This window comes from Paenisporosarcina sp. P5_A11 (assembly GCF_056400705.1).
In genome coordinates, this window is record NZ_JBFUKT010000003.1 from 37,854 (window position 1) to 57,603 (window position 19,750).

Sequence of the window (19,750 nt, forward strand, 5' to 3'; positions counted from 1 at the left end):
ATTGTGGTGGTTGCCACTATATCGAAATTTAAAAGAGTCCAATTCAGTTGCGAATTTGGACTCTTTTTGTATGTTTAATTAACGGTTAGGCTTTTGTAATTAATTATTATCTAATTGAGTTAGGATAAAAATATTTTCGTTATTAACTAAACACACTAGCGCTTTTCTTTTCTACAGTTATTTTCCCGTTGTCTGTAGACAGCTGAATCGTGTTGGTTCCACTTCCGAAAGTCGTGCGGGTATTCCTCTCCCCAAATACATCAATTTTTCCATGGTCCACTTTTGCACGGATGGTTACATCAGTAGGATCATTTTCAGTTTCAATCGAAATACTTCCATTGTCAGTTTCTAAATCAATCATACGGTCGAGATTAGTTGTTAGAAGTGATATTCGTCCATTGTCTGTTTTTCCAACAATTTTTCCGGTCACAAATTCCATCGTAATTCGTCCATTGTCTGTTTTTGTATAAACTTGATCTGCATCGACATATCGCAAATCAATTCTGCCGTTATCCGTCTCAGTAGATAGTTTGTCGACTTGTACTTTATCGACGTTAATACTGCCATTATCTGTTTCTACCTCTAGAGTAGTTGCTGCGATTTCTTTTAGTTTTATACTGCCATTGTCGGAAGTTGCTTTCACTGTTTTCCCAAGAACTTTTTCCGCAAATATGCTTCCGTTATCTGTTTTCATCAAAATGGCTGTATACAGTTTTTTAGGAAGTGCGACATTTACTCTTACTGCTTTAAAGATAAAAAGAAAGCTCAAGAAGCCAAATTTCGATGCTTTTAGTTCAATTGTTAACGTATCTCCAATAACATCTGCTGTTAATACTAACTTTTCAGGTGCATTTAGTAGCTCTATTGTGGTGTCCTCAGTCTCGGATGGATAAACATTTAAAGAACCGTATTTAATTTTCATGGCTACTTTTGTAAAGCTTTTATCCGTAATTTTTATCAGTTTATTATCTATTTCTGCTTTCTCAGGTACATAGTTAGTAAGAAGTTCCTCAGCAATTTCTTTTGGCGATCCAAGTGAGCTCGCGATTTCGCCATCAGATTTCCCGTCTTCCCGTCCGCTTGTAAAATACTCTTTAATATCTTGAAGAATATCGTTTCTTTCGTCAGAAGGCAGTCGAGTTAGAGCCATTTCAAGTTCATTCAAGAATTGTTGTTCAGTCATTTTTTACACTCTCCTCAATTAATGTATTGACGCCGTTTGTAAAGCTATTCCACTCATCTAACTGTGCGTGTAAGTAAGTTCTTCCGAGAGTAGTCAGTTTATAGTATTTCCGAGGTGGACCCTCCGTGGACTCCTGTAAATAAGTCGTGAAGTAGCCTTCCTTAGTTAAACGCCTTAATAAGGGATAAACAGATCCTTCGGAAATCGATATTTGATCCGATATCTTTTGTACAAGCTCATAACCGTATCGATCTTGTTTATCTAATAAAACAAGAACACACAGATTTAGAACTCCTTTTTTAAATTGGATGTTCATCTTTCAATTCCTCCTTTCACTACTATTCAATGATCAGTACCTTTGATAACAATATATCATGCAGTATTATTCTATGCAAGGTACTGGGAAAAATTTATATTCAAATGAATATCTTTAAATTTTTATAGAATGCGTGCAATAAATCGTAAATCAAGAATAATAAAATGTATTGTTAACTGTTATTTATAAAAAAGTCACTAAATTATAATTAATTATCTGAACTTTCAAGATACAATGAAGTTATTGAAAAAGGGGGAAATCTAATTATGAAATCAAATACAGAAGGTCGCGTATTCCAATATAGAGGTACCGAGTTAAATACAAAAGGGTGGCAGCAAGAGGCTGCGCTTCGCATGCTTATGAATAATTTGGATCCAGATGTGGCAGAACGCCCTGAGGATTTAGTTGTATATGGTGGAATCGGCAAAGCCGCACGTAACTGGGAAAGTTTTGACGCAATCGTACGTTCATTAAAAGAACTTGAAAATGATGAGACCTTGCTCGTTCAATCTGGTAAACCAGTTGCGATTTTTAAAACCCATTTGGATGCACCACGCGTGTTAATCGCTAATTCAAATCTCGTTCCTGCATATGCAAACTGGGAAACGTTCCACGAGTTAGATAAAAAAGGTTTGATGATGTACGGACAAATGACGGCAGGAAGCTGGATTTATATTGGTTCACAAGGAATTGTCCAAGGAACATATGAAACATTTGCAGAATTAGCGAAGCAACATTTCGGAGAGTCTTTAAAAGGCACAATTACGTTAACTGCCGGACTTGGCGGTATGGGCGGGGCTCAGCCACTTGCGGTAACAATGGTTGGCGGTGTATGTATCGGTATTGAAGTTGATGAAACACGTATCGACCGACGTATTGAAACGCGTTACACAGATGTTAAAACTGATTCATTAGACGAAGCGATTCGCTTAGCTGAAGAAGCAAAAGCGGCAGGCAAAGCCCTATCAATCGGCTTGCTTGGAAATGCCTCTGATGTCTTACCAGAAATGATTGCACGTGGATTTATTCCAGACGTATTAACGGACCAAACTTCAGCACATGATCCATTAAATGGCTATATTCCTTCAGGGATGTCGTTACAAGATGCAGCAAAACTGCGTGAAGAAAATCCGGTTGAATATGTGAAGTTATCAAAAGCATCTATGGCAAAACACGTATCGGCAATGGTCGAGATGATGGACAAAGGCGCTGTTACTTTTGATTACGGTAATAACATTCGCCAAGTGGCAAAAGACGAAGGTGTTGAACGTGCATTCGACTTCCCAGGATTTGTACCGGCGTATATTCGTCCACAATTCTGTGAAGGTAAAGGACCGTTCCGCTGGGTAGCATTGTCTGGTGATCCAGAAGATATTCGCAAAACAGACGAAGTGATTTTACGAGAGTTCAGTTACAACACGCATTTATGTAACTGGATCAAAATGGCGCAAGATAAAATCCAGTTCCAAGGCCTACCATCACGTATTTGTTGGTTAGGGTATGGCGAACGTGCACGTTTCGGAAAAATCATTAACGATATGGTTGCAAGCGGTGAGTTAAGTGCACCGATTGTCATCGGACGTGACCACTTAGATTCAGGCTCAGTGGCTTCCCCTAATCGTGAAACAGAATCAATGAAAGATGGTTCAGATGCGGTAGCGGATTGGCCAATTTTGAATGCCATGATCAATGCAGTAGGTGGCGCAACATGGGTTTCTCTACATCACGGTGGTGGCGTGGGTATGGGCTACTCCATTCATGCGGGAATGGTCATTTTAGCTGACGGTACAAAAGAAGCGGGAGCACGTATTGAACGCGTCTTAACATCTGATCCAGGTATGGGAATCGTTCGTCACGTTGATGCGGGTTACGATTTAGCGATTGACACTGCTCGTGAAAAAGGCGTTAATATCCCGATGTTAAAGGGGTCTGAAAAATGAGACCAGTTTGGATAAAGAATGCTGCACAACTCGTTACCATAGCCGGTGAAAATGGACCACGACGTCAAGAACAAATGTCTGAACTAAGCATTATTCAAGACGGAAGTGTTTGGATGGAAAACGGAGAAATACTAGCAATCGGCACAACTTCAGAACTTGAAGTCTTGTATGGCAAACGTGCTCATGAAGCGGATGTGGTTGATGCTTCTGGTCGTTTAGTGACGCCTGGTCTAGTTGATCCACATACGCATGTAGCTTATGGCGGTAGCCGTGAAAAAGAATTTGAAATGCGTCTTGAAGGTTCAACTTACATGGAAATTATGAATGCAGGTGGCGGAATTCATGCAACGACACGTATGACTCGTGAAGCAACAGAAGATGAATTGGTGGCGCAAACAACTCGCCGCCTTGACTCATTTTTAGCACACGGTGTCACAACGGTTGAAGGGAAAAGTGGCTACGGCTTAGATTTAGAAACAGAATTGAAACAACTTCGTGCCATGAAGCGCTTGAATGAAACCCATCCGATCGATTTAGTACCAACATTTATGGGTGGTCATGCGGTTCCGCAAGAATACAAAGGCAGCGAAGAGCAATATATCGATTTGTTGGTCAATGACATGTTGCCTAAAGTAGCGGAAGAAGGCCTCGCTGTTTTTAATGACGTATTTTGTGAAGTCGGCGTATTTACACCCGAGCAATCAGAACGAATTTTAGAAGCCGGCAAGAAACTTGGATTGATTCCGAAAATCCATGCAGATGAAATTGAATCGTATGGTGGTGCTGAACTAGCAGCGAAAGTTGGAGCAATTTCTGCGGAGCATTTATTGAAAGCTTCAGACGAAGGTGTGCGGTTGATGGCGGAAGCGGGCGTCATCGCTTGTTTATTGCCTGCGACAGCTTTGTACTTACGTGAAGAAGCAGCCAAAGGTCGAGCAATGATTGATGCTGGAGTTGCTGTAGCGATTTCGACCGACTGTAATCCAGGTTCGTCACCAACAACTTCGATGCCGCTTGTGATGAATTTAGCGTGTATTTCCATGCGTTTAACACCAGCAGAAGCACTGGTTGCCGCAACGATGAATGCAGCGTGTGCGATTGGTATGGAAGAGAAAGTTGGTTCGTTGGAAGTAGGAAAGCAAGCAGACGTTGTGATGTGGAACGTTTCTAATTATCAAGAATTACAATATTTATTCGGCGTGAATCACGTCGGCAGTGTTTGGAAAAAAGGCGTCCAGGTGGTGGGTTAAATGAAACATTTACAACCTCCAGAATGGTCATGGCGTGAAGCTTCCGGCGATTTTGTACATCAATGGGTTAAACCGCTAAGTGAAGGTTCTGTGGATATGGTGCTATATGGCGCGCCTCTTTCGCGGTCGTCGATTAGCGTGTCAGGGGCTTCCTTATATCCAATGGAATTCCGCAAAATGTGGAAAGGGTTCTCTACATATAACTTAGACGAGGACTTGGATTTATCATCGTATGCTGTGCGTGATGCAGGAGATGTAGTTATGCACACAACAGACATTTTGTTGTCTCATAAACGAATTGAGGAAACCACTCTTGAACTGGTTAGCACATTTAACAGTGCGACAACGTGTTTAATCGGTGGAGATCATTCGGTCACCGCTTGTGCAGTAAGAGGTGTAAAACGTGCATTTCCAAACGAGCGAATCGGCATTTTGCAACTTGACACTCATCTAGATGTACGAGATTCAGTTGAACTAGGACCCGCGAACGGAACGCCTATTCGTCAATTGATTGACGGTGGGATTGTTTGTGGAGATGATGTTGTAAATATTGGTCTGCACGGTTATTTCAATGCAGCACCATTAGTCGCTTATGCGAAAGAACACGGCATTCGCATGGTAACTTTACGAAAAGCGCGTGAGCTAGGGGTGGCTCAGTGCGTCGAACAACAGTTAGAAGAATTAGCGAAACGAGTAGACCGCGTCTATGTAACCATCGATATGGATGTGCTCGATATCGCAGTCGCACCAGGGGTTCCAGCATCTACACCAGGGGGCATGATCGCAGAAGAACTGTTCATGAGTTTACTGCGTATCGGCCAACATGATGCGGTCCGACACATCGATTTTGTCTGTCTTGATCCAACGCGCGATGTACCGACAAGCGCCACAGTCAAAACAGGAGTTTATGCATGGTTGGAATTTATCACGGGGAGAGTTATATCACAAAGGGGGATTTAATATGCAACAAGTGGGAGTAAGTTCAAATTTACGTTCAAATACGGGAATGTGGAAGTTTTTCGTTTACAGTTTTATTGGTGCGTTTATGTTTTTTGTTCCAGTAACAATTGGTGAGAAAAATTCGATTATGCTTGATCACATCGTGTCATGGATCCAAGCAAATGCAACAGGGGTGTTGCCATATTACTCGTTGATAATTATTTTAGCAGGTGCAGTATACCCGTTTATATCGGGGACTTGGAAAAAATCAACCGTAGACATGGTGTTTTCATTCTTTAAAATCATTGGCCTTGTTGTCGGTGTTATGATAGTTTTCGGATTTGGCCCAGCGTGGTTATTTGCCCCTGATATGGGACCATTCTTGTTCGATAAATTAGTGATTTCCGTAGGTTTACTAGTTCCAATCGGAGCCGTATTTTTAGCTTTATTAGTAAGTTATGGATTACTTGAATTTATTGGGGTTCTCATGCAACCGATTATGCGACCAATTTGGCGAACACCAGGTCGATCTGCAATTGACGCAGTAGCTTCTTTCGTAGGTTCTTATTCACTAGGATTGTTAATTACGAATAGGGTTTATAAAGAAGGGAAATACACAGCACGAGAAGCGGCAATTATTGCAACGGGCTTCTCAACTGTATCTGCTACGTTTATGGTCATCGTAGCGAAAACAATTGGCTTAATGGACATGTGGAATTTGTACTTTTGGGTAACACTAATCGTAACGTTCATCGTAACGGCAATTACGGCTCACATCTGGCCGCTGAATCGTATTAAAGACGATTATTACGAAGGCAGTGTGCCTCAACCAGAGTTGCAACCTGAAGGAAGTCGTTTGACAGCCGCTTGGAATGAAGCGCAGGAAACGGTTAAACAAGCACCTAGTTTACTTGCGAACGTATGGGAGAACTTGCGAGACGGTTTATTAATGGCTATGGCGATTTTACCATCAATTTTATCAATTGGATTACTTGGTTTAGTGTTAGCGGAATTCACGCCGATATTTGACTGGATCGGTTACATTTTCTATCCGTTTACCTACATTTTGCAACTTCCGGAACCGATGCTAGTTGCTAAAGCAAGTGCACTAGGAATTGCTGAAATGTTCTTACCAGCATTACTGGTAGTGAAATCAGGGATGATTGTGAAATTCGTAATTGCAGTTGTTTCTATCTCGTCCATCATCTTTTTCTCGGCAGTTGTGCCATGTATAGTAGCGACAGAAATTCCAATCTCTATTCCAAAGTTAATCGTTATTTGGGTTCAACGTGTTATTTTAACGTTAATAATTGTTACACCAATTGCGTATTTACTATTTTGAAAGACGAGCCATCCTTGAGTAAAGGATGGCTTTTTTAGATTTGATATCTAGTCAAGGTTTCGAACAGCAGCGCAGCGCAAACAAAACTATTCAGTTAGATAGGAGCCAGCCATTACGCTAAATCGCTACATGGCTCTTTTCTGTAGGCGAAGGGGTTTCTACAAGATGACTAGGCAATGAGACAAGATTGAGCGATAAATCTCCAGTTTGAGCGATAAATTCTTGAAATGAGCGATAAATCTTCAGATTGAGCGATAAACACCTCAAAATGAGCGATAAATATTTCAGAATCGAAAATAACGTTCAAAAGCTGTCTCATTAACCAAGATGACTAGTCAATGAAACAAGTAAGGGTTCTCTTGTATTATAAAAACTAAACTTATTTAACTGAATATTCTTGCGAAAATATATTTAATTAATTAAAGTGAAAATATGTCATTCAATGGAGGTTTAGCTTGATAAGTGATAGAAAAAAGTCGGACAAATATTTATTCTATCAAGCGCTTGAAAGGCGCTTGCCGAAAAATCATGCATACTGGCCAGATGTTCAAAAAATATTAAGAAAAGAAGGGGGAGGATATGCCGGTGAATTAAGGGTTGATCGTGAATTGAGTGAAACACGATTCTTCGAAGACTATATATTGCTAAAAAGTATATTAGTAGGTAATGAGGCATCCTATTGTCAGATTGATTCACTTATTATTTATCAGAAATTTATTCTGATTATTGAAGTTAAAAATATACCTGGAATACTTAGATACGATGAAGAATCCCATCAATTAACTCGTCAGAGAGACAATGGCCCTATTGATGGTATGGGAAACCCTGAGGGTCAACTTCAACGAAGTAAGAGATTTGTTAAGAGAATAATTGACCAGCACCAGATGACGATGCCAGTTCATGGCATGATTGTTTTTTCAAATCCAGCTTCTATATTAGAAAAGCCATTCCCTAGTCTTGCTATACATGTATCAGGACTTTATCAAGCATTAGAAAACTTGCATCAATTATATGCGGATCAATCCAACCCCCATTTTGATATCCGCAAAGTGCATCAACTTTTTATTCAAAACGAACCTGCACTTCCCCCAAAAAAACCAACCCATATTCCAACAAAGATATTTTCTGATTTAACAATAGGCGTCTTGTGTCCTGACTGTGTAATGACCAAGCTTACCTATAGAAGTAAATTTTGGAGGTGTCCCATTTGTACACATAAAGGTGAAACATCACATTTAACAACACTTCAAGAATACCGAATTCTTTTTAGTGAAGAAATAACTACCAATAAGTGGATGGAATTCACAGGAATGAAATCTGTAGCCACGACGAGAAGAATGCTTTGCAAAAGTAATTTAGAAAAAATAGGAGGAAATAAAAATAGAAAGTGGCTAATTCGTAAAACTCAGCTCTAAAAGTTAACTAGGATATGAGACAAGATTGAGCGATAAATCTCCAGTTTGAGCGATAAATTCTTGAAATGAGCGACAAATCTTCAGATTGAGCGATATACACCTCAAAATGAGCGATAAATATTTCACAATCGAAAGTTAGCCTTCAAACCTGTCTCATTAGCCAAGATGACTAGCCATTGAAACGCAACTTCTTTCAAACAGGAGCGCAGCGCAAACAAAAGCATTCAAAAACCCTTTAGATAGGAGCCATTGCGCTAATTTCGCTGCATGGCTCTTTTCTGTGGGGTAGGGGTTTCAATAAGTTAACTAGTTTGTGAGACAAGATTGAGCGATAAATCCTCAGATTGAGCGATAAACACCTCAAAATGAGTGATAAATTTTCACAATCGAAAAAACGCTTAAAAAGATGTCTCATTAACCAAGATGACTAGCCAATGAAACGCAATCTTCTTTCAAACAGCAACAAAGCATTCTTAAAGATGCTCTCAAACAGTTGATTTAGCGCCTTCAAATCACATTATTTGCACACTCCCTATCCCCCCTTATATAATAAAGTCAAAGTTAGTCAAAGTCAGGCATTCACTATTGGTTGCTATAGCTATAATCCCTAACTCGCACTCAGATCTAATCTATTAGGAGGTGATTGCATGCGTAATATATCCGATATTATTGAAGGGTATTTAAAGAAAGTTATCGAATTAGATGATAAAGGGCATGTTGAGATAAAGCGCAGTGAGATTGCTGAGCAATTTCAATGTGTACCCTCGCAAATTAATTATGTGATTAATACCCGTTTTACGGCGGACCGTGGGTACCTTGTTGAAAGTAAACGAGGGGGCGGGGGCTATATTCGTATTGTTCGCGTACGGTCTCACACCAAAGCAGATTTAATTGAATTAATCTTAGTAAGTTTAGAGCGTGGTGCCTCTCAAACAATGATGGAAGATATTGTGTTCCGTCTAATCGATGAGGAAGTGTTGACGAAGCGTGAGGCGAAGATGATGCTCGCTGCGCTTGATCGCACAACGCTTAACACCCCATTGCCCCAACGTGATGAACTGCGTTCGCGCATATTAAGGGCTATGCTCTTAACATTCAAGTATGAACAGTTAAAGTGAGGCGAGAGCGATATGATTTGTGAAAATTGTAAGCAGCGACCGGCAAAAGTAACCGTGACGCAAGTGCAGAATGGAGCCCAGGTGCAACGTCATTATTGTGATGTATGTGCACAGGAGTTCCATCCATACCATTTAGAATTTCAGCAAGATGCCCTTTCGCTTCATCAATTGTTATCCAATTGGTTCGGAGCCACAGAAACCAAACAACCTCAGGAGAAACCGCAACCGGAATTAACCACTTGTAGTTCATGTGGGTGGACATTCCAACAGTTTTTAAAACAAGGAAAATTTGGGTGTGCCAATTGTTACGAAAGTTTTCACAGGAAACTACCAGGTGTTTTTAAGAAATTGCATAATGGGAACGTTAAGCATATTGGGAAAGCCCCAGGTTCATTTGGTCAAACCTTACAACTGAAAAAACAAATTGAGTCGATTCGTACAGCGATGCGAGAGGCGATAGAGATTGAAAATTTCGAAGAGGCAGCACGTCTTCGTGATGAAGCTCGAGGTATAGAGGAGCAGCTACAAAGCGGAGGTGATAACCCCAAATGAACATTGAACGTTTTCTAGAGAACTCCGTGACAAGTTGGATGGCTGGTGAAGGTGAGCATGCGGATATTGTAATGAGTACAAGAGTTCGGCTCGCTCGAAATTTAACCGGGTACCGTTTTCCGCTATCTTTTACGGAAAATGAGGCATTACAAGTAGATCAAGATGTTTCATCTGTAATACTTGATGCAGAATCGGAACTTGATTCGACCTTTTCGTATATAGATATAAAAGAGCTTTCTGCGCTCAACCGACAAGTTTTAGTTGAGAAGCATTTAATTAGTCCGAAATTGGCTAATTCGCAAATTGCGGGTTCCGTTTTATTATCAGACAACGAAGCAATCAGCATAATGGTCAATGAAGAAGATCACATTCGCATACAATGTATTTTCCCAGGTTTACAATTGCACGAAGCATGGAGTCAAGCAAATCATATTGATGATGTTCTTGAAAAAGAATTGCCGTATGCATTTGATGAACAGTTTGGCTATTTAACGAGTTGCCCGACAAATACGGGAACTGGCCTGCGGGCATCGGTAATGATGCATTTACCTGCACTTACGATGACCAATCAAATGAATCGGATTGTCACTGCAATTACACGTTTAGGAATGGTTGTCCGCGGCATTTACGGAGAAGGCAGTGAAGCACTTGCCAATGTGTTCCAAGTATCAAATCAAACCACACTTGGAAAGTCAGAAGAAGATATTTTATCTGATTTGCAAAGCATTACTGAACAAATTATTCAAAAAGAACGGGAATCAAGAACGGCTCTCCTCCATACGAAACCGAATGTGTTAGAAGATCGTTTGTACCGTTCATTAGGAGTATTAACGTATGCACGACTTTTATCGACAGAAGAAGCGGGACGTTGTTTATCAAATGTGCGTCTTGGTATTGATTTAGGGTTGATTAAAGGTGTAGATGTGTCAATTTTGAATGAATGCATGATTTTTATGCAACCAGGTTTTTTACAAAAGTATGCCGGTATGTCTCTGAAACCAGAAGAACGAGATGTGTTTCGGGCAAAGTTGTTTAGGGAAAGATTGCAAGTAGATAATAATTTAGACAACGAAGGAGAGGAAACACATGATGTTTAATCGATTTACACAACGCGCACAAAAAGTACTCCAATTGGCTCAGGAAGAAGCTATTCGTATGAAGCATGAGTCCATTGGAACTGAACATATATTATTAGGATTAATTCGTGAAGGCGGCGGAATTGCTGCGAAGGCAATGGAAGCAATTGAAGTGAGTCCTCAAGTAATTGAAGATGGAATTGAAGAATTAGTTGGCATGGGAACAGGTGACGTGGGTCCTATCGTGCATTATACGCCTCGCGCGAAAAAGGTTATCGAATTGTCTGTAGACGAATCACGTAAACTTGGTCATTCATACATCGGAACCGAGCATTTATTATTAGCATTAATCCGCGAAGGTGAAGGCGTAGCTGCTCGTGTTCTTAATAATTCAGGCGTAAGCTTAAACAAAGCCCGTCAACAAGTATTGCAACTTTTAGGTAGCAACGATCACGTTCAAGCAAGCGGTAGCTCAAATCCTGCAGCAAGTACACCAACGCTTGATGGCTTAGCTCGTGATCTAACTCAAATCGCCCGTGAAGGTAGCTTGGATCCGGTTATCGGACGTAGCAAAGAAATCACACGTGTTATTGAAGTGTTATCTCGACGTACTAAAAACAATCCAGTTCTTATTGGGGAGCCAGGTGTTGGTAAAACGGCAATCGCTGAAGGATTAGCGCAACAAATTGTTAACAATGAAGTGCCGGAAATTTTGCGTGACAAACGCGTTATGACCTTAGATATGGGTACCGTGGTAGCGGGGACGAAATATCGTGGTGAGTTTGAAGACCGCTTGAAAAAAGTAATGGATGAAATTCGCCAAGCTGGAAATGTTATTCTTTTCATCGATGAACTTCATACTTTAATTGGTGCTGGTGGCGCTGAAGGTGCAATTGATGCTTCTAATATCTTAAAACCATCACTTGCTCGTGGTGAATTGCAATGTATTGGTGCAACGACACTTGATGAGTACCGCAAATACATTGAAAAAGATGCTGCGTTAGAGCGTCGATTCCAACCGATTCAAGTAGATGAGCCAACTGTTGAGGAATCTATTCTTATTATTAAAGGACTTCGTGATCGTTATGAAGCGCATCACCGTGTGAAAATTACGGATGAAGCTATAATCGCAGCGGCAAAAATGTCCGATCGCTACATTTCCGATCGTTTCCTACCAGATAAAGCAATTGACTTAATTGACGAAGCGGGTTCAAAAGTTCGTTTGCGTTCATATACAACTCCTCCGAATTTAAAAGAATTAGAATTGCGTTTAGAAGCAATTCGTTCGGAGAAAAATGCGGCAGTTCAAAGCCAAGAGTTTGAGAAAGCAGCATCTTTCCGAGACACGGAACAAAAGCTGAAAGAAGAACTAGATAGCACGAAGAAGTCTTGGAAAGAAGAACAAGGCAAAGCTGAGTCCGAAGTTACAGTGGAGGACATTGCTGCTGTTGTGTCTATGTGGACTGGAATTCCAGTATCTAAACTGGCACAAACTGAGTCTCAAAAATTATTGAGTTTAGAAGATACTTTGCATAAACGTGTCATTGGTCAAGCGGAAGCTGTCACTGCCATTTCTCGTGCTGTTCGTAGAGCTCGTGCTGGATTAAAAGATCCAAAACGTCCAATTGGTTCATTCATTTTCTTAGGTCCAACGGGTGTAGGTAAAACAGAACTTGCTCGTGCACTAGCTGAAAGCATGTTCGGTGATGAAGATGCAATGATTCGAGTTGATATGTCTGAGTACATGGAGAGACACTCAACATCACGTTTAGTTGGTTCACCTCCAGGATACGTAGGACATGAAGAAGGCGGCCAATTGACTGAAAAAGTTCGTCGTAAACCTTACTCAGTTATTCTGTTAGACGAAATCGAAAAAGCACATCCTGATGTCTTCAATATCTTATTGCAAGTGTTAGAAGACGGGCGCTTAACTGATTCTAAAGGGCGTACGGTTGACTTCCGCAACACGGTTGTTATCATGACTTCGAATGTTGGGGCAGAGGCGCTTAAGAAAAACAAATATGTTGGATTCAACTTACAAGATGGCGAACAAAAATATAAAGATATGAAAGGCAGAATGCTCGAAGAGTTGAAGAAAGCATTCCGTCCTGAGTTCTTAAACCGTGTGGATGAAATGATTGTGTTCCATTCATTAGAGAAAGAACACTTAAAAGAAATCGTTACATTGATGACTGGTACGTTAACAAAACGTTTGAAAGAACAAGAAATTGAACTAGAGTTAACTGAAGCAGCACAAGAGAAAATCGCCAAAGAAGGCTACGACCCAGAGTACGGTGCTCGTCCGCTCCGTCGAGCACTTCAAAAGCATATTGAAGATCGTTTGTCTGAAGAACTATTAAGAGGTACCGTTTTAACTGGAAACAATATTGTGTTTGATGTTGAAAACGATGAATTTGTGATTCGTTCAGAAGCTTTAGTCGCAAAATAAAACAATTGGAGCATTCCGGCGAGGTTGTTCGGAATGCTCTTTTCTACATAGGAGGAACTATGGCTAAACGTAAAACGAAATTTATGTGTAACTCATGTGGTTATGAATCTGCAAAATGGATGGGACGTTGCCCGGGGTGTAGCGAATGGAATACGATGGTGGAAGAGATCGAAGTGGTTGTTAAAGGACCTCGGCGTACTTTCCAACACTCTGACAGTGCTTCGCACAAAGCAACCCCAATAACAGCGATTGAAATTGCAGACGAACCTCGTGTTGATACCGATTTAGATGAGTTAAATCGTGTTCTTGGTGGCGGAATTGTGCCTGGTTCATTAGTGTTAATTGGTGGAGATCCAGGTATAGGAAAATCCACTTTATTACTACAAGTATCTGCATTGCTTGCTAACAAAGGACATCGCGTTTTATATATGTCAGGTGAAGAATCGATTCGTCAGACAAAACTGCGAGCAGAGCGGTTAGGTGTAACATCTGGTGAACTTTATATTTATTCTGAAACGAATTTGGAATTAGTCAATGAAGCGATTGAGAATGTTCAACCGAAATTTGTCATTATAGACTCCATTCAAACTGTCCATCACCCGGAAGTAACCTCTGCTCCAGGCAGTGTGTCACAAGTTCGAGAATGTACAGCGGAATTAATGCGGATTGCAAAAACTAAAAACATCGCAATTTTCCTAGTTGGTCACGTTACTAAAGAAGGTCAAATTGCCGGTCCGCGATTGCTTGAACATATGGTAGATACGGTGCTGTATTTTGAAGGAGAACGTCATCATACGTATCGGATTTTACGATCTCAGAAAAACAGATTCGGGTCTACCAACGAGATTGCGATATTTGAAATGTTGCAAGGTGGCTTGAAAGAAGTGCTAAATCCATCTGAGCTATTCTTACAAGAACGTTCACAAGGTGCAGCAGGATCAACTGTTGTTGCTTCGATGGAGGGCACACGCCCCATATTAGTTGAGATTCAAGCATTAGTGACACCGACAAGCTTTAACTACCCTAAACGCATGGCTAGTGGAATTGATCAAAATCGGGTCCAACTATTAATGGCTGTTTTAGAAAAAAGAATGGGTATGCTACTTCAAACACAAGATGCCTATATTAAAGTGGCTGGGGGAGTCAAGCTTGATGAACCTGCCATTGACTTAGCTGTCTTGACGACGATTGTATCAAGCTATCGTGATTTAGCGGTTAGTGCGCACGACTGTTTCATTGGCGAAGTAGGGTTAACTGGAGAAGTACGTCGTGTGTCGCGAGTTGAACAACGCGTACAAGAGGCGGCTAAACTAGGATTCAAACGTGCCATTATCCCGGCTTCTAATCTTGGCGGATGGGATTATCCTAAAGGGATTAAAGTAATTGGCGTTGAAAGTATTAACGATGCATTAAAAGAAGCTTTCCCAAACGCTTAGGCGTTTTAGGGTAAGCTTTTTCTCAAGATATAAGTAAAAGTTTTTTCGGGCTATACCTTCGAACTTTGAGATTGGTCTACATCCATTCACTGTGGGTTTTCGAACATTTATTGTGAGTTTTCGATCATTCAACTTAGTTTTCCGACCACTCACTATACCGTTTCATCCATTCACGTAACATTTCCAACCATTCGATTGGAGAAGGACACCATTCCTCCGGAGAAAGACGCGAGTTCCTATGGCAAGAGTCTGATTTAAGTGGCGTTTATGGGTCTTCATCGAAGGAAGTGTTCTGCTATCGACTAGCGTATTCTCTGAACTCCCCCCAGGTTGCCAGCGGAAGGCACAAATAAAGAACATTTGTGCCACACACGGGCACGCCATTATTATTCCTTTACAGGAAGTTTGAAAATAAAATTAGCAGGGAGAGGGCTTGACATCTAACTATTTCATGCAACTTTTCACATTCCACTTACGTCAAAAAGGTGTTCACAAGTGAAAAAGTGTATAATTAAAAACAGGAGGTGGGCTTGTGTTAAAGTGGATTATTCGCATTACATTTATCCTAATTGGTGGAACGCTCGGGTTGCTATTATTACCGCAATTATACGAACTTATTAATTTATCCCGGAACCCGTTGCTGAACAACCCCTATGTGTCTGTTTTAATTGGTGCTATTCTTTTGTATGTCATGGCATTGCTGTTAACTGATTACTTAATTGAGTTCTTAAAGTGGATGGAAGATCGACTACTGAAGGCGCCAATCGGAGATTTATTATCTGGAACTCTAGGTCTGATTATTGGACTTTTTGTGGCATTTCTTTTAAACTTCGCAGTTGATTCGATTGAACTACCAGTCATAAACTCTGTGTTACCAGTGTTGTTAACCATCACTTTAGGCTATCTTGGCTTTCAAGTCGGTTTCAAAAAACGTGATGAGATTGGGCAAATGTTTACTGCTAGCAGATCGACAGGGCAAAAAAAGAAATTCGATGAAAACAACCCTCAAGCCTTACAACAAGCATCGTATAAGTTACTAGATACAAGTGTTATTATTGACGGACGTATTGCTGACATTTCCACAACTGGATTCATGGAAGGTGTGCTTGTCGTTCCACAATTTGTCTTAACGGAACTTCAGCATATCGCAGATTCTTCCGATACGTTAAAACGTACGCGTGGACGTCGTGGTTTGGATATTTTGAAACGACTTCAAACAGAGCGAGCTTCAGCTTTATTAATTACAGAAGAAGATTTTGACGATGTTCAAGAAGTGGATACGAAACTGATGCGTCTCGCGAAAAAGATGGACGGTATGGTAGTAACGAATGACTTTAACTTAAATAAAGTATGTGAGTTACATAAAGTACCAGTGCTTAACATTAACGATCTTGCAAATGCGGTGAAGCCAATCGTCATTCCAGGAGAAGAAATGCATATCGTCGTCATTAAAGATGGTAAAGAACAGAATCAAGGAATCGCTTACTTAGATGACGGCACGATGATTGTCGTAGAAGATGGACGATCAAATATTGGTCAAGCAATTGATGTCATAGTCACAAGTGTTCTACAAACATCAGCTGGGCGAATGATATTTGCAAAAAGAAAATAAGTCAAGATGAGAGGCTGCCCTTTCTGTCGACATGACAGCTGAGGCGGCCTCCTTTTCCATAACGAAAGAGGCGAATACAAGAAATGAAGTATATCGTTGTATTACCCGCAGCAGGTAGTGGGAAAAGAATGAAGGCAGGGCACAATAAATTATTTCTTACCCTGCGAGGGAAACCAATTCTAATTCATACACTTGATGTCTTTGAACAAGATTTGGATTGCATTGGCATATGGCTTGCAGTAAAGCCTGAAGAACGTGTCATCATTCAAGAAATGTTAAAGCAGTATAACGTCACGAAAGTAAAAGGAATGCCTGCAGGTGGCGCTGAACGCCAACATAGTGTGTATGCATGCGTAAAAGAAGCGAGTAATGAAGCGGAATTAATTCTCGTGCACGATGCTGCGAGACCTTTCATTGAACCGACCGTTATTAAGCAATTGACTCAAAAAGCACACGAAACAGGTGCTGCAATCGCTGGAGTGAAAGCGAAAGACACCATGAAACGAGTGCACAATCACATAATTGAAGAAACGGTAGACCGTGAACAATTATGGATAATCCAAACACCGCAAGCTTTCCATACCAGTATTTTGACGAATGCACAGCATCAAGCGGACCAAGATGGTTTTCTTGGTACGGATGAATCCATGCTGGTGGAACGCTTAAATATTGACGTTCATGTAGTGGAAAGTACGTATGATAATGTGAAAATGACTACACAAGAGGATTTACTTATTGGCGAAGCTATCTTACAAAAACGACATCAGGAGGAGAACTAAATGTTTCGAGTTGGACAAGGGTTTGATGTACATGAATTTGCAGAAAATCGCCCACTTATATTAGGTGGCGTAACGATTCCATATGAAAAAGGTTTAATCGGCCATTCAGATGCCGATGTTTTATTACATACAGTCACAGATGCAGCACTAGGTGCAATTGGAGAAGGGGATATTGGACGCCATTTCCCGGATACTGATCCTGAATTTAAAGACGCGGACTCGGCGAAACTACTTTCGTACATTTGGAACATTGTTGAAGAAAAAGGCTATAAACTAGGCAATGTTGACTGTACGATTATTGCGCAAGCTCCAAAAATGGCGCCGTACATTACACAAATGCGTGACCGCATCGCAGAACTACTCAATGCTGAACCTTCTCAAGTGAATGTCAAAGCGACAACCACTGAAAAATTAGGTTTTACTGGTCGTGGAGAAGGCATTGCAGCGCAAGCAACGATATTACTCATTCAAAAATAGGTATGACCTGTGTTAAACTGAACAAAGTTTAGCACGTATTCGAGGAGGAACCACATATGACACAAGAAGTTCGTGTACGCTACGCACCAAGTCCAACAGGAAATTTACATATTGGTGGAGCACGCACTGCATTATTTAACTATTTATTTGCACGTCACCACGGTGGCAAATTCATCGTACGTATTGAAGATACGGACATTGAACGTAATATTGAAGGTGGCGAACTATCGCAACTAGAGAATTTGAAATGGCTTGGAATTGACTATGATGAGTCTGTTGATATCGGGGGGCCATATGCACCGTACCGTCAAATGGAGCGTCTTGATATTTATAAAAAGCATGCTGAAGAAATGCTTGAAAATGGTCATGCGTATAAATGTTTCTGTTCTACTGAAAAGTTAGATGAGGAACGCGAAATGCAAAAAGCTAAAGGAATCGCTGCGCCAATGTATGTTGGTACATGCCGTAACTTAACTAAAGAAGAAGTGGCAGAGAAAGAAGCTGCAGGAATTCCGTATACAATTCGTATGCGCGTTCCATCTGACGTAACGTATACATTTAAAGATTTAGTTCGTGGTTCGGTTACATTTGAATCAAAAGACGTAGGCGATTGGGTTCTTATTAAAACAAACGGTATCCCAACGTATAACTACGCAGTTGTATTAGATGACCATTTCATGAAGATCTCACACGTTTTCCGTGGAGAAGAACATTTATCAAATACACCAAAACAAATCATGGTATTCCAAGCATTCGGTTGGGAAGTACCTCACTATGGACATATGACGTTAATCATTAACGAAGACCGTAAAAAATTATCAAAACGTGATGAATCGATTATTCAATTCGTTGCCCAATATAAAGATTTGGGATACGTTCCTCAAGCAATGTTCAACTTCTTTGCACTTCTTGGATGGTCTCCTGAAGGGGAAGATGAGATTTTCTCGAAAGAAGAACTTATTCGTTTGTTTGACGTAAATCGTTTATCAAAATCACCATCCATGTTTGATAAACAAAAATTAACGTGGACGAATAACCAATATGTGAAACAACTGTCTCTAGAAGAAGTGGTTGATCTTGCATTGCCTCATTTACAAAAAGCGGGACGTTTACCTGAAACGTTGACAGCTGAAGAAAAGCAATGGGCTACAGGCGTCATCGCTCTTTATCATGAGCAAATGAGTTTCGGTTCAGAAATTACTGAGCTAACTGACCTATTCTTTAAAGAAGAGTTAACATATGATGAAGAAGCATCTTCTGTATTAGCTGGTGAACAAGTGCCTGAAGTAATGGCTGCATTCAAAACACAATTGGAGCAACTGGAAGCATTTGAACCAGACACGATTAAAGCGGCGATTAAAGCTGTACAAAAAGAAACGGGGCATAAAGGCAAAAACCTATTTATGCCAATTCGTGTTGTAACAACTGGTCAAATTCATGGTCCGGAATTGCCAAATGCAATTGCGTTGATTGGCAAAGCAAAAGTCATTGCTCGCGTAGAGAAATACGCGAAACAATAATATTGACTTTCACTCACGATGGTGTGAGAATGAAGCTATCTTTTAAGCATATATTATGTAAAAGCTTTGAAGAGGAGAAGTACATAAGGCACGCTCTTTAGAGAGGACCACCACCGGCTGAAAGTGGTCTGAGCTTAGGCACTATGGAAATGCACCTCTGAGCGCTCAGCTGAAACTATTAGTAAGCGAGCCGTATCGTCTACGTTACAGACGCCAAGCGGGAAGGAATGCACCTTATCCTTCCAATCAGAGTGGAACCGCGCAATTACAGCGTCTCTGTCAGTCACTGACAGAGGCGCTTTTTATTTTGGCTAAGTTTTGGATAACAAATATAGGAGGACTGATG

Annotated in this window: 16 protein-coding genes and 1 other annotated feature; of the genes, 14 read left to right on the forward strand and 2 right to left on the reverse strand. The window is 40.7% G+C overall.

Annotation, left to right across the window (positions count from 1 at the left end; translation table 11 throughout):
- Nucleotides 1-142: 142 nt before the first annotated feature.
- Together AC1DOS_RS01880 and AC1DOS_RS01885 are read right to left on the reverse strand one after the other, a co-directional pair.
- Nucleotides 143-1,183: a DUF4097 family beta strand repeat-containing protein gene (locus AC1DOS_RS01880; RefSeq protein ID WP_477536206.1), complete on the reverse strand. Its 1,041-nt coding sequence runs from the start codon at nucleotides 1,181-1,183 to the stop codon at nucleotides 143-145.
- Complete coding sequence (locus AC1DOS_RS01885; protein WP_108585965.1) at nucleotides 1,176-1,499, reverse strand: PadR family transcriptional regulator; 324 nt, start codon at nucleotides 1,497-1,499, stop codon at nucleotides 1,176-1,178. The genes AC1DOS_RS01880 and AC1DOS_RS01885 overlap by 8 nt, the downstream gene beginning before the upstream one ends.
- A 266-nt stretch (nucleotides 1,500-1,765) precedes the next feature.
- Between AC1DOS_RS01885 and hutU the strand changes: the two genes are divergently transcribed.
- From hutU to gltX, 14 genes are all read left to right on the forward strand, one after another.
- Nucleotides 1,766-3,439 (forward strand): urocanate hydratase, encoded by a 1,674-nt coding sequence (gene hutU, locus AC1DOS_RS01890; protein WP_108585966.1) that lies wholly within the window; start codon nucleotides 1,766-1,768, stop codon nucleotides 3,437-3,439.
- Nucleotides 3,436-4,689 carry an imidazolonepropionase gene (gene hutI, locus AC1DOS_RS01895; RefSeq protein WP_477536207.1) on the forward strand — a complete coding sequence of 418 codons (1,254 nt, stop codon included), beginning with the start codon at nucleotides 3,436-3,438 and terminating at the stop codon, nucleotides 4,687-4,689. The genes hutU and hutI overlap by 4 nt, the downstream gene beginning before the upstream one ends.
- Nucleotides 4,690-5,649 (forward strand): agmatinase family protein, encoded by a 960-nt coding sequence (locus AC1DOS_RS01900; RefSeq protein WP_477536208.1) that lies wholly within the window; start codon nucleotides 4,690-4,692, stop codon nucleotides 5,647-5,649. It begins immediately after the preceding gene.
- Nucleotide 5,650: 1 nt separating this feature from the next.
- Nucleotides 5,651-6,970, forward strand: a complete 1,320-nt coding sequence (locus AC1DOS_RS01905; protein ID WP_477536209.1) for a YjiH family protein — start codon at nucleotides 5,651-5,653, stop codon at nucleotides 6,968-6,970.
- A 455-nt stretch (nucleotides 6,971-7,425) separates the two neighbouring features.
- Nucleotides 7,426-8,385 (forward strand): nuclease-related domain-containing protein, encoded by a 960-nt coding sequence (locus AC1DOS_RS01910; protein WP_477536210.1) that lies wholly within the window; start codon nucleotides 7,426-7,428, stop codon nucleotides 8,383-8,385.
- Between the two features lie 647 nt (nucleotides 8,386-9,032).
- Nucleotides 9,033-9,503 (forward strand): CtsR family transcriptional regulator, encoded by a 471-nt coding sequence (locus AC1DOS_RS01915; protein WP_477536211.1) that lies wholly within the window; start codon nucleotides 9,033-9,035, stop codon nucleotides 9,501-9,503.
- A gap of 12 nt (nucleotides 9,504-9,515) precedes the next feature.
- Nucleotides 9,516-10,055, forward strand: a complete 540-nt coding sequence (locus tag AC1DOS_RS01920; RefSeq protein ID WP_477536212.1) for a UvrB/UvrC motif-containing protein — start codon at nucleotides 9,516-9,518, stop codon at nucleotides 10,053-10,055.
- Entirely contained in the window at nucleotides 10,052-11,152 is a 1,101-nt protein-coding gene (locus tag AC1DOS_RS01925) for a protein arginine kinase (RefSeq protein WP_477536213.1), read from the forward strand. Before AC1DOS_RS01920 ends, AC1DOS_RS01925 begins: the two co-directional genes overlap by 4 nt.
- Complete coding sequence (locus AC1DOS_RS01930) at nucleotides 11,142-13,580, forward strand: ATP-dependent Clp protease ATP-binding subunit (RefSeq protein ID WP_477536214.1); 2,439 nt, start codon at nucleotides 11,142-11,144, stop codon at nucleotides 13,578-13,580. Before AC1DOS_RS01925 ends, AC1DOS_RS01930 begins: the two co-directional genes overlap by 11 nt.
- A 59-nt stretch (nucleotides 13,581-13,639) precedes the next feature.
- Nucleotides 13,640-15,016 (forward strand): DNA repair protein RadA, encoded by a 1,377-nt coding sequence (gene radA, locus AC1DOS_RS01935; protein ID WP_108585975.1) that lies wholly within the window; start codon nucleotides 13,640-13,642, stop codon nucleotides 15,014-15,016.
- A gap of 532 nt (nucleotides 15,017-15,548) precedes the next feature.
- The gene (locus AC1DOS_RS01940; RefSeq protein WP_108585976.1) at nucleotides 15,549-16,628 is read left to right on the forward strand and encodes a PIN/TRAM domain-containing protein; all 1,080 of its coding nucleotides are present in this window, start codon (nucleotides 15,549-15,551) and stop codon (nucleotides 16,626-16,628) included.
- An 83-nt stretch (nucleotides 16,629-16,711) separates the two neighbouring features.
- Entirely contained in the window at nucleotides 16,712-17,407 is a 696-nt protein-coding gene (gene ispD / locus AC1DOS_RS01945; RefSeq protein WP_477536215.1) for a 2-C-methyl-D-erythritol 4-phosphate cytidylyltransferase, read from the forward strand.
- Complete coding sequence (gene ispF / locus AC1DOS_RS01950; RefSeq protein WP_108585978.1) at nucleotides 17,408-17,884, forward strand: 2-C-methyl-D-erythritol 2,4-cyclodiphosphate synthase; 477 nt, start codon at nucleotides 17,408-17,410, stop codon at nucleotides 17,882-17,884.
- A gap of 56 nt (nucleotides 17,885-17,940) precedes the next feature.
- Nucleotides 17,941-19,404, forward strand: coding sequence for a glutamate--tRNA ligase (gene gltX / locus AC1DOS_RS01955; RefSeq protein ID WP_477536216.1), 1,464 nt, complete (start codon nucleotides 17,941-17,943; stop codon nucleotides 19,402-19,404).
- A 57-nt stretch (nucleotides 19,405-19,461) separates the two neighbouring features.
- Nucleotides 19,462-19,685 (forward strand) — a binding site (T-box leader).
- Nucleotides 19,686-19,750 lie beyond the last annotated feature (65 nt).

What these genes read in the sequence shown, in the direction of transcription:
- AC1DOS_RS01880 (WP_477536206.1), bottom strand. Translation starts at nt 1,183, where the DNA reads ATGACTGAACAACAATTCTTGAATGAACTTGAAATGGCTCTAACTCGA.
- AC1DOS_RS01885 (WP_108585965.1), bottom strand. Translation starts at nt 1,499, where the DNA reads ATGAACATCCAATTTAAAAAAGGAGTTCTAAATCTGTGTGTTCTTGTT.
- hutU (WP_108585966.1), top strand. Translation starts at nt 1,766, where the DNA reads ATGAAATCAAATACAGAAGGTCGCGTATTCCAATATAGAGGTACCGAG.
- hutI (WP_477536207.1), top strand. Translation starts at nt 3,436, where the DNA reads ATGAGACCAGTTTGGATAAAGAATGCTGCACAACTCGTTACCATAGCC.
- AC1DOS_RS01900 (WP_477536208.1), top strand. Translation starts at nt 4,690, where the DNA reads ATGAAACATTTACAACCTCCAGAATGGTCATGGCGTGAAGCTTCCGGC.
- AC1DOS_RS01905 (WP_477536209.1), top strand. Translation starts at nt 5,651, where the DNA reads ATGCAACAAGTGGGAGTAAGTTCAAATTTACGTTCAAATACGGGAATG.
- AC1DOS_RS01915 (WP_477536211.1), top strand. Translation starts at nt 9,033, where the DNA reads ATGCGTAATATATCCGATATTATTGAAGGGTATTTAAAGAAAGTTATC.
- AC1DOS_RS01920 (WP_477536212.1), top strand. Translation starts at nt 9,516, where the DNA reads ATGATTTGTGAAAATTGTAAGCAGCGACCGGCAAAAGTAACCGTGACG.
- AC1DOS_RS01925 (WP_477536213.1), top strand. Translation starts at nt 10,052, where the DNA reads ATGAACATTGAACGTTTTCTAGAGAACTCCGTGACAAGTTGGATGGCT.
- AC1DOS_RS01930 (WP_477536214.1), top strand. Translation starts at nt 11,142, where the DNA reads ATGATGTTTAATCGATTTACACAACGCGCACAAAAAGTACTCCAATTG.
- radA (WP_108585975.1), top strand. Translation starts at nt 13,640, where the DNA reads ATGGCTAAACGTAAAACGAAATTTATGTGTAACTCATGTGGTTATGAA.
- ispD (WP_477536215.1), top strand. Translation starts at nt 16,712, where the DNA reads ATGAAGTATATCGTTGTATTACCCGCAGCAGGTAGTGGGAAAAGAATG.
- ispF (WP_108585978.1), top strand. Translation starts at nt 17,408, where the DNA reads ATGTTTCGAGTTGGACAAGGGTTTGATGTACATGAATTTGCAGAAAAT.
- gltX (WP_477536216.1), top strand. Translation starts at nt 17,941, where the DNA reads ATGACACAAGAAGTTCGTGTACGCTACGCACCAAGTCCAACAGGAAAT.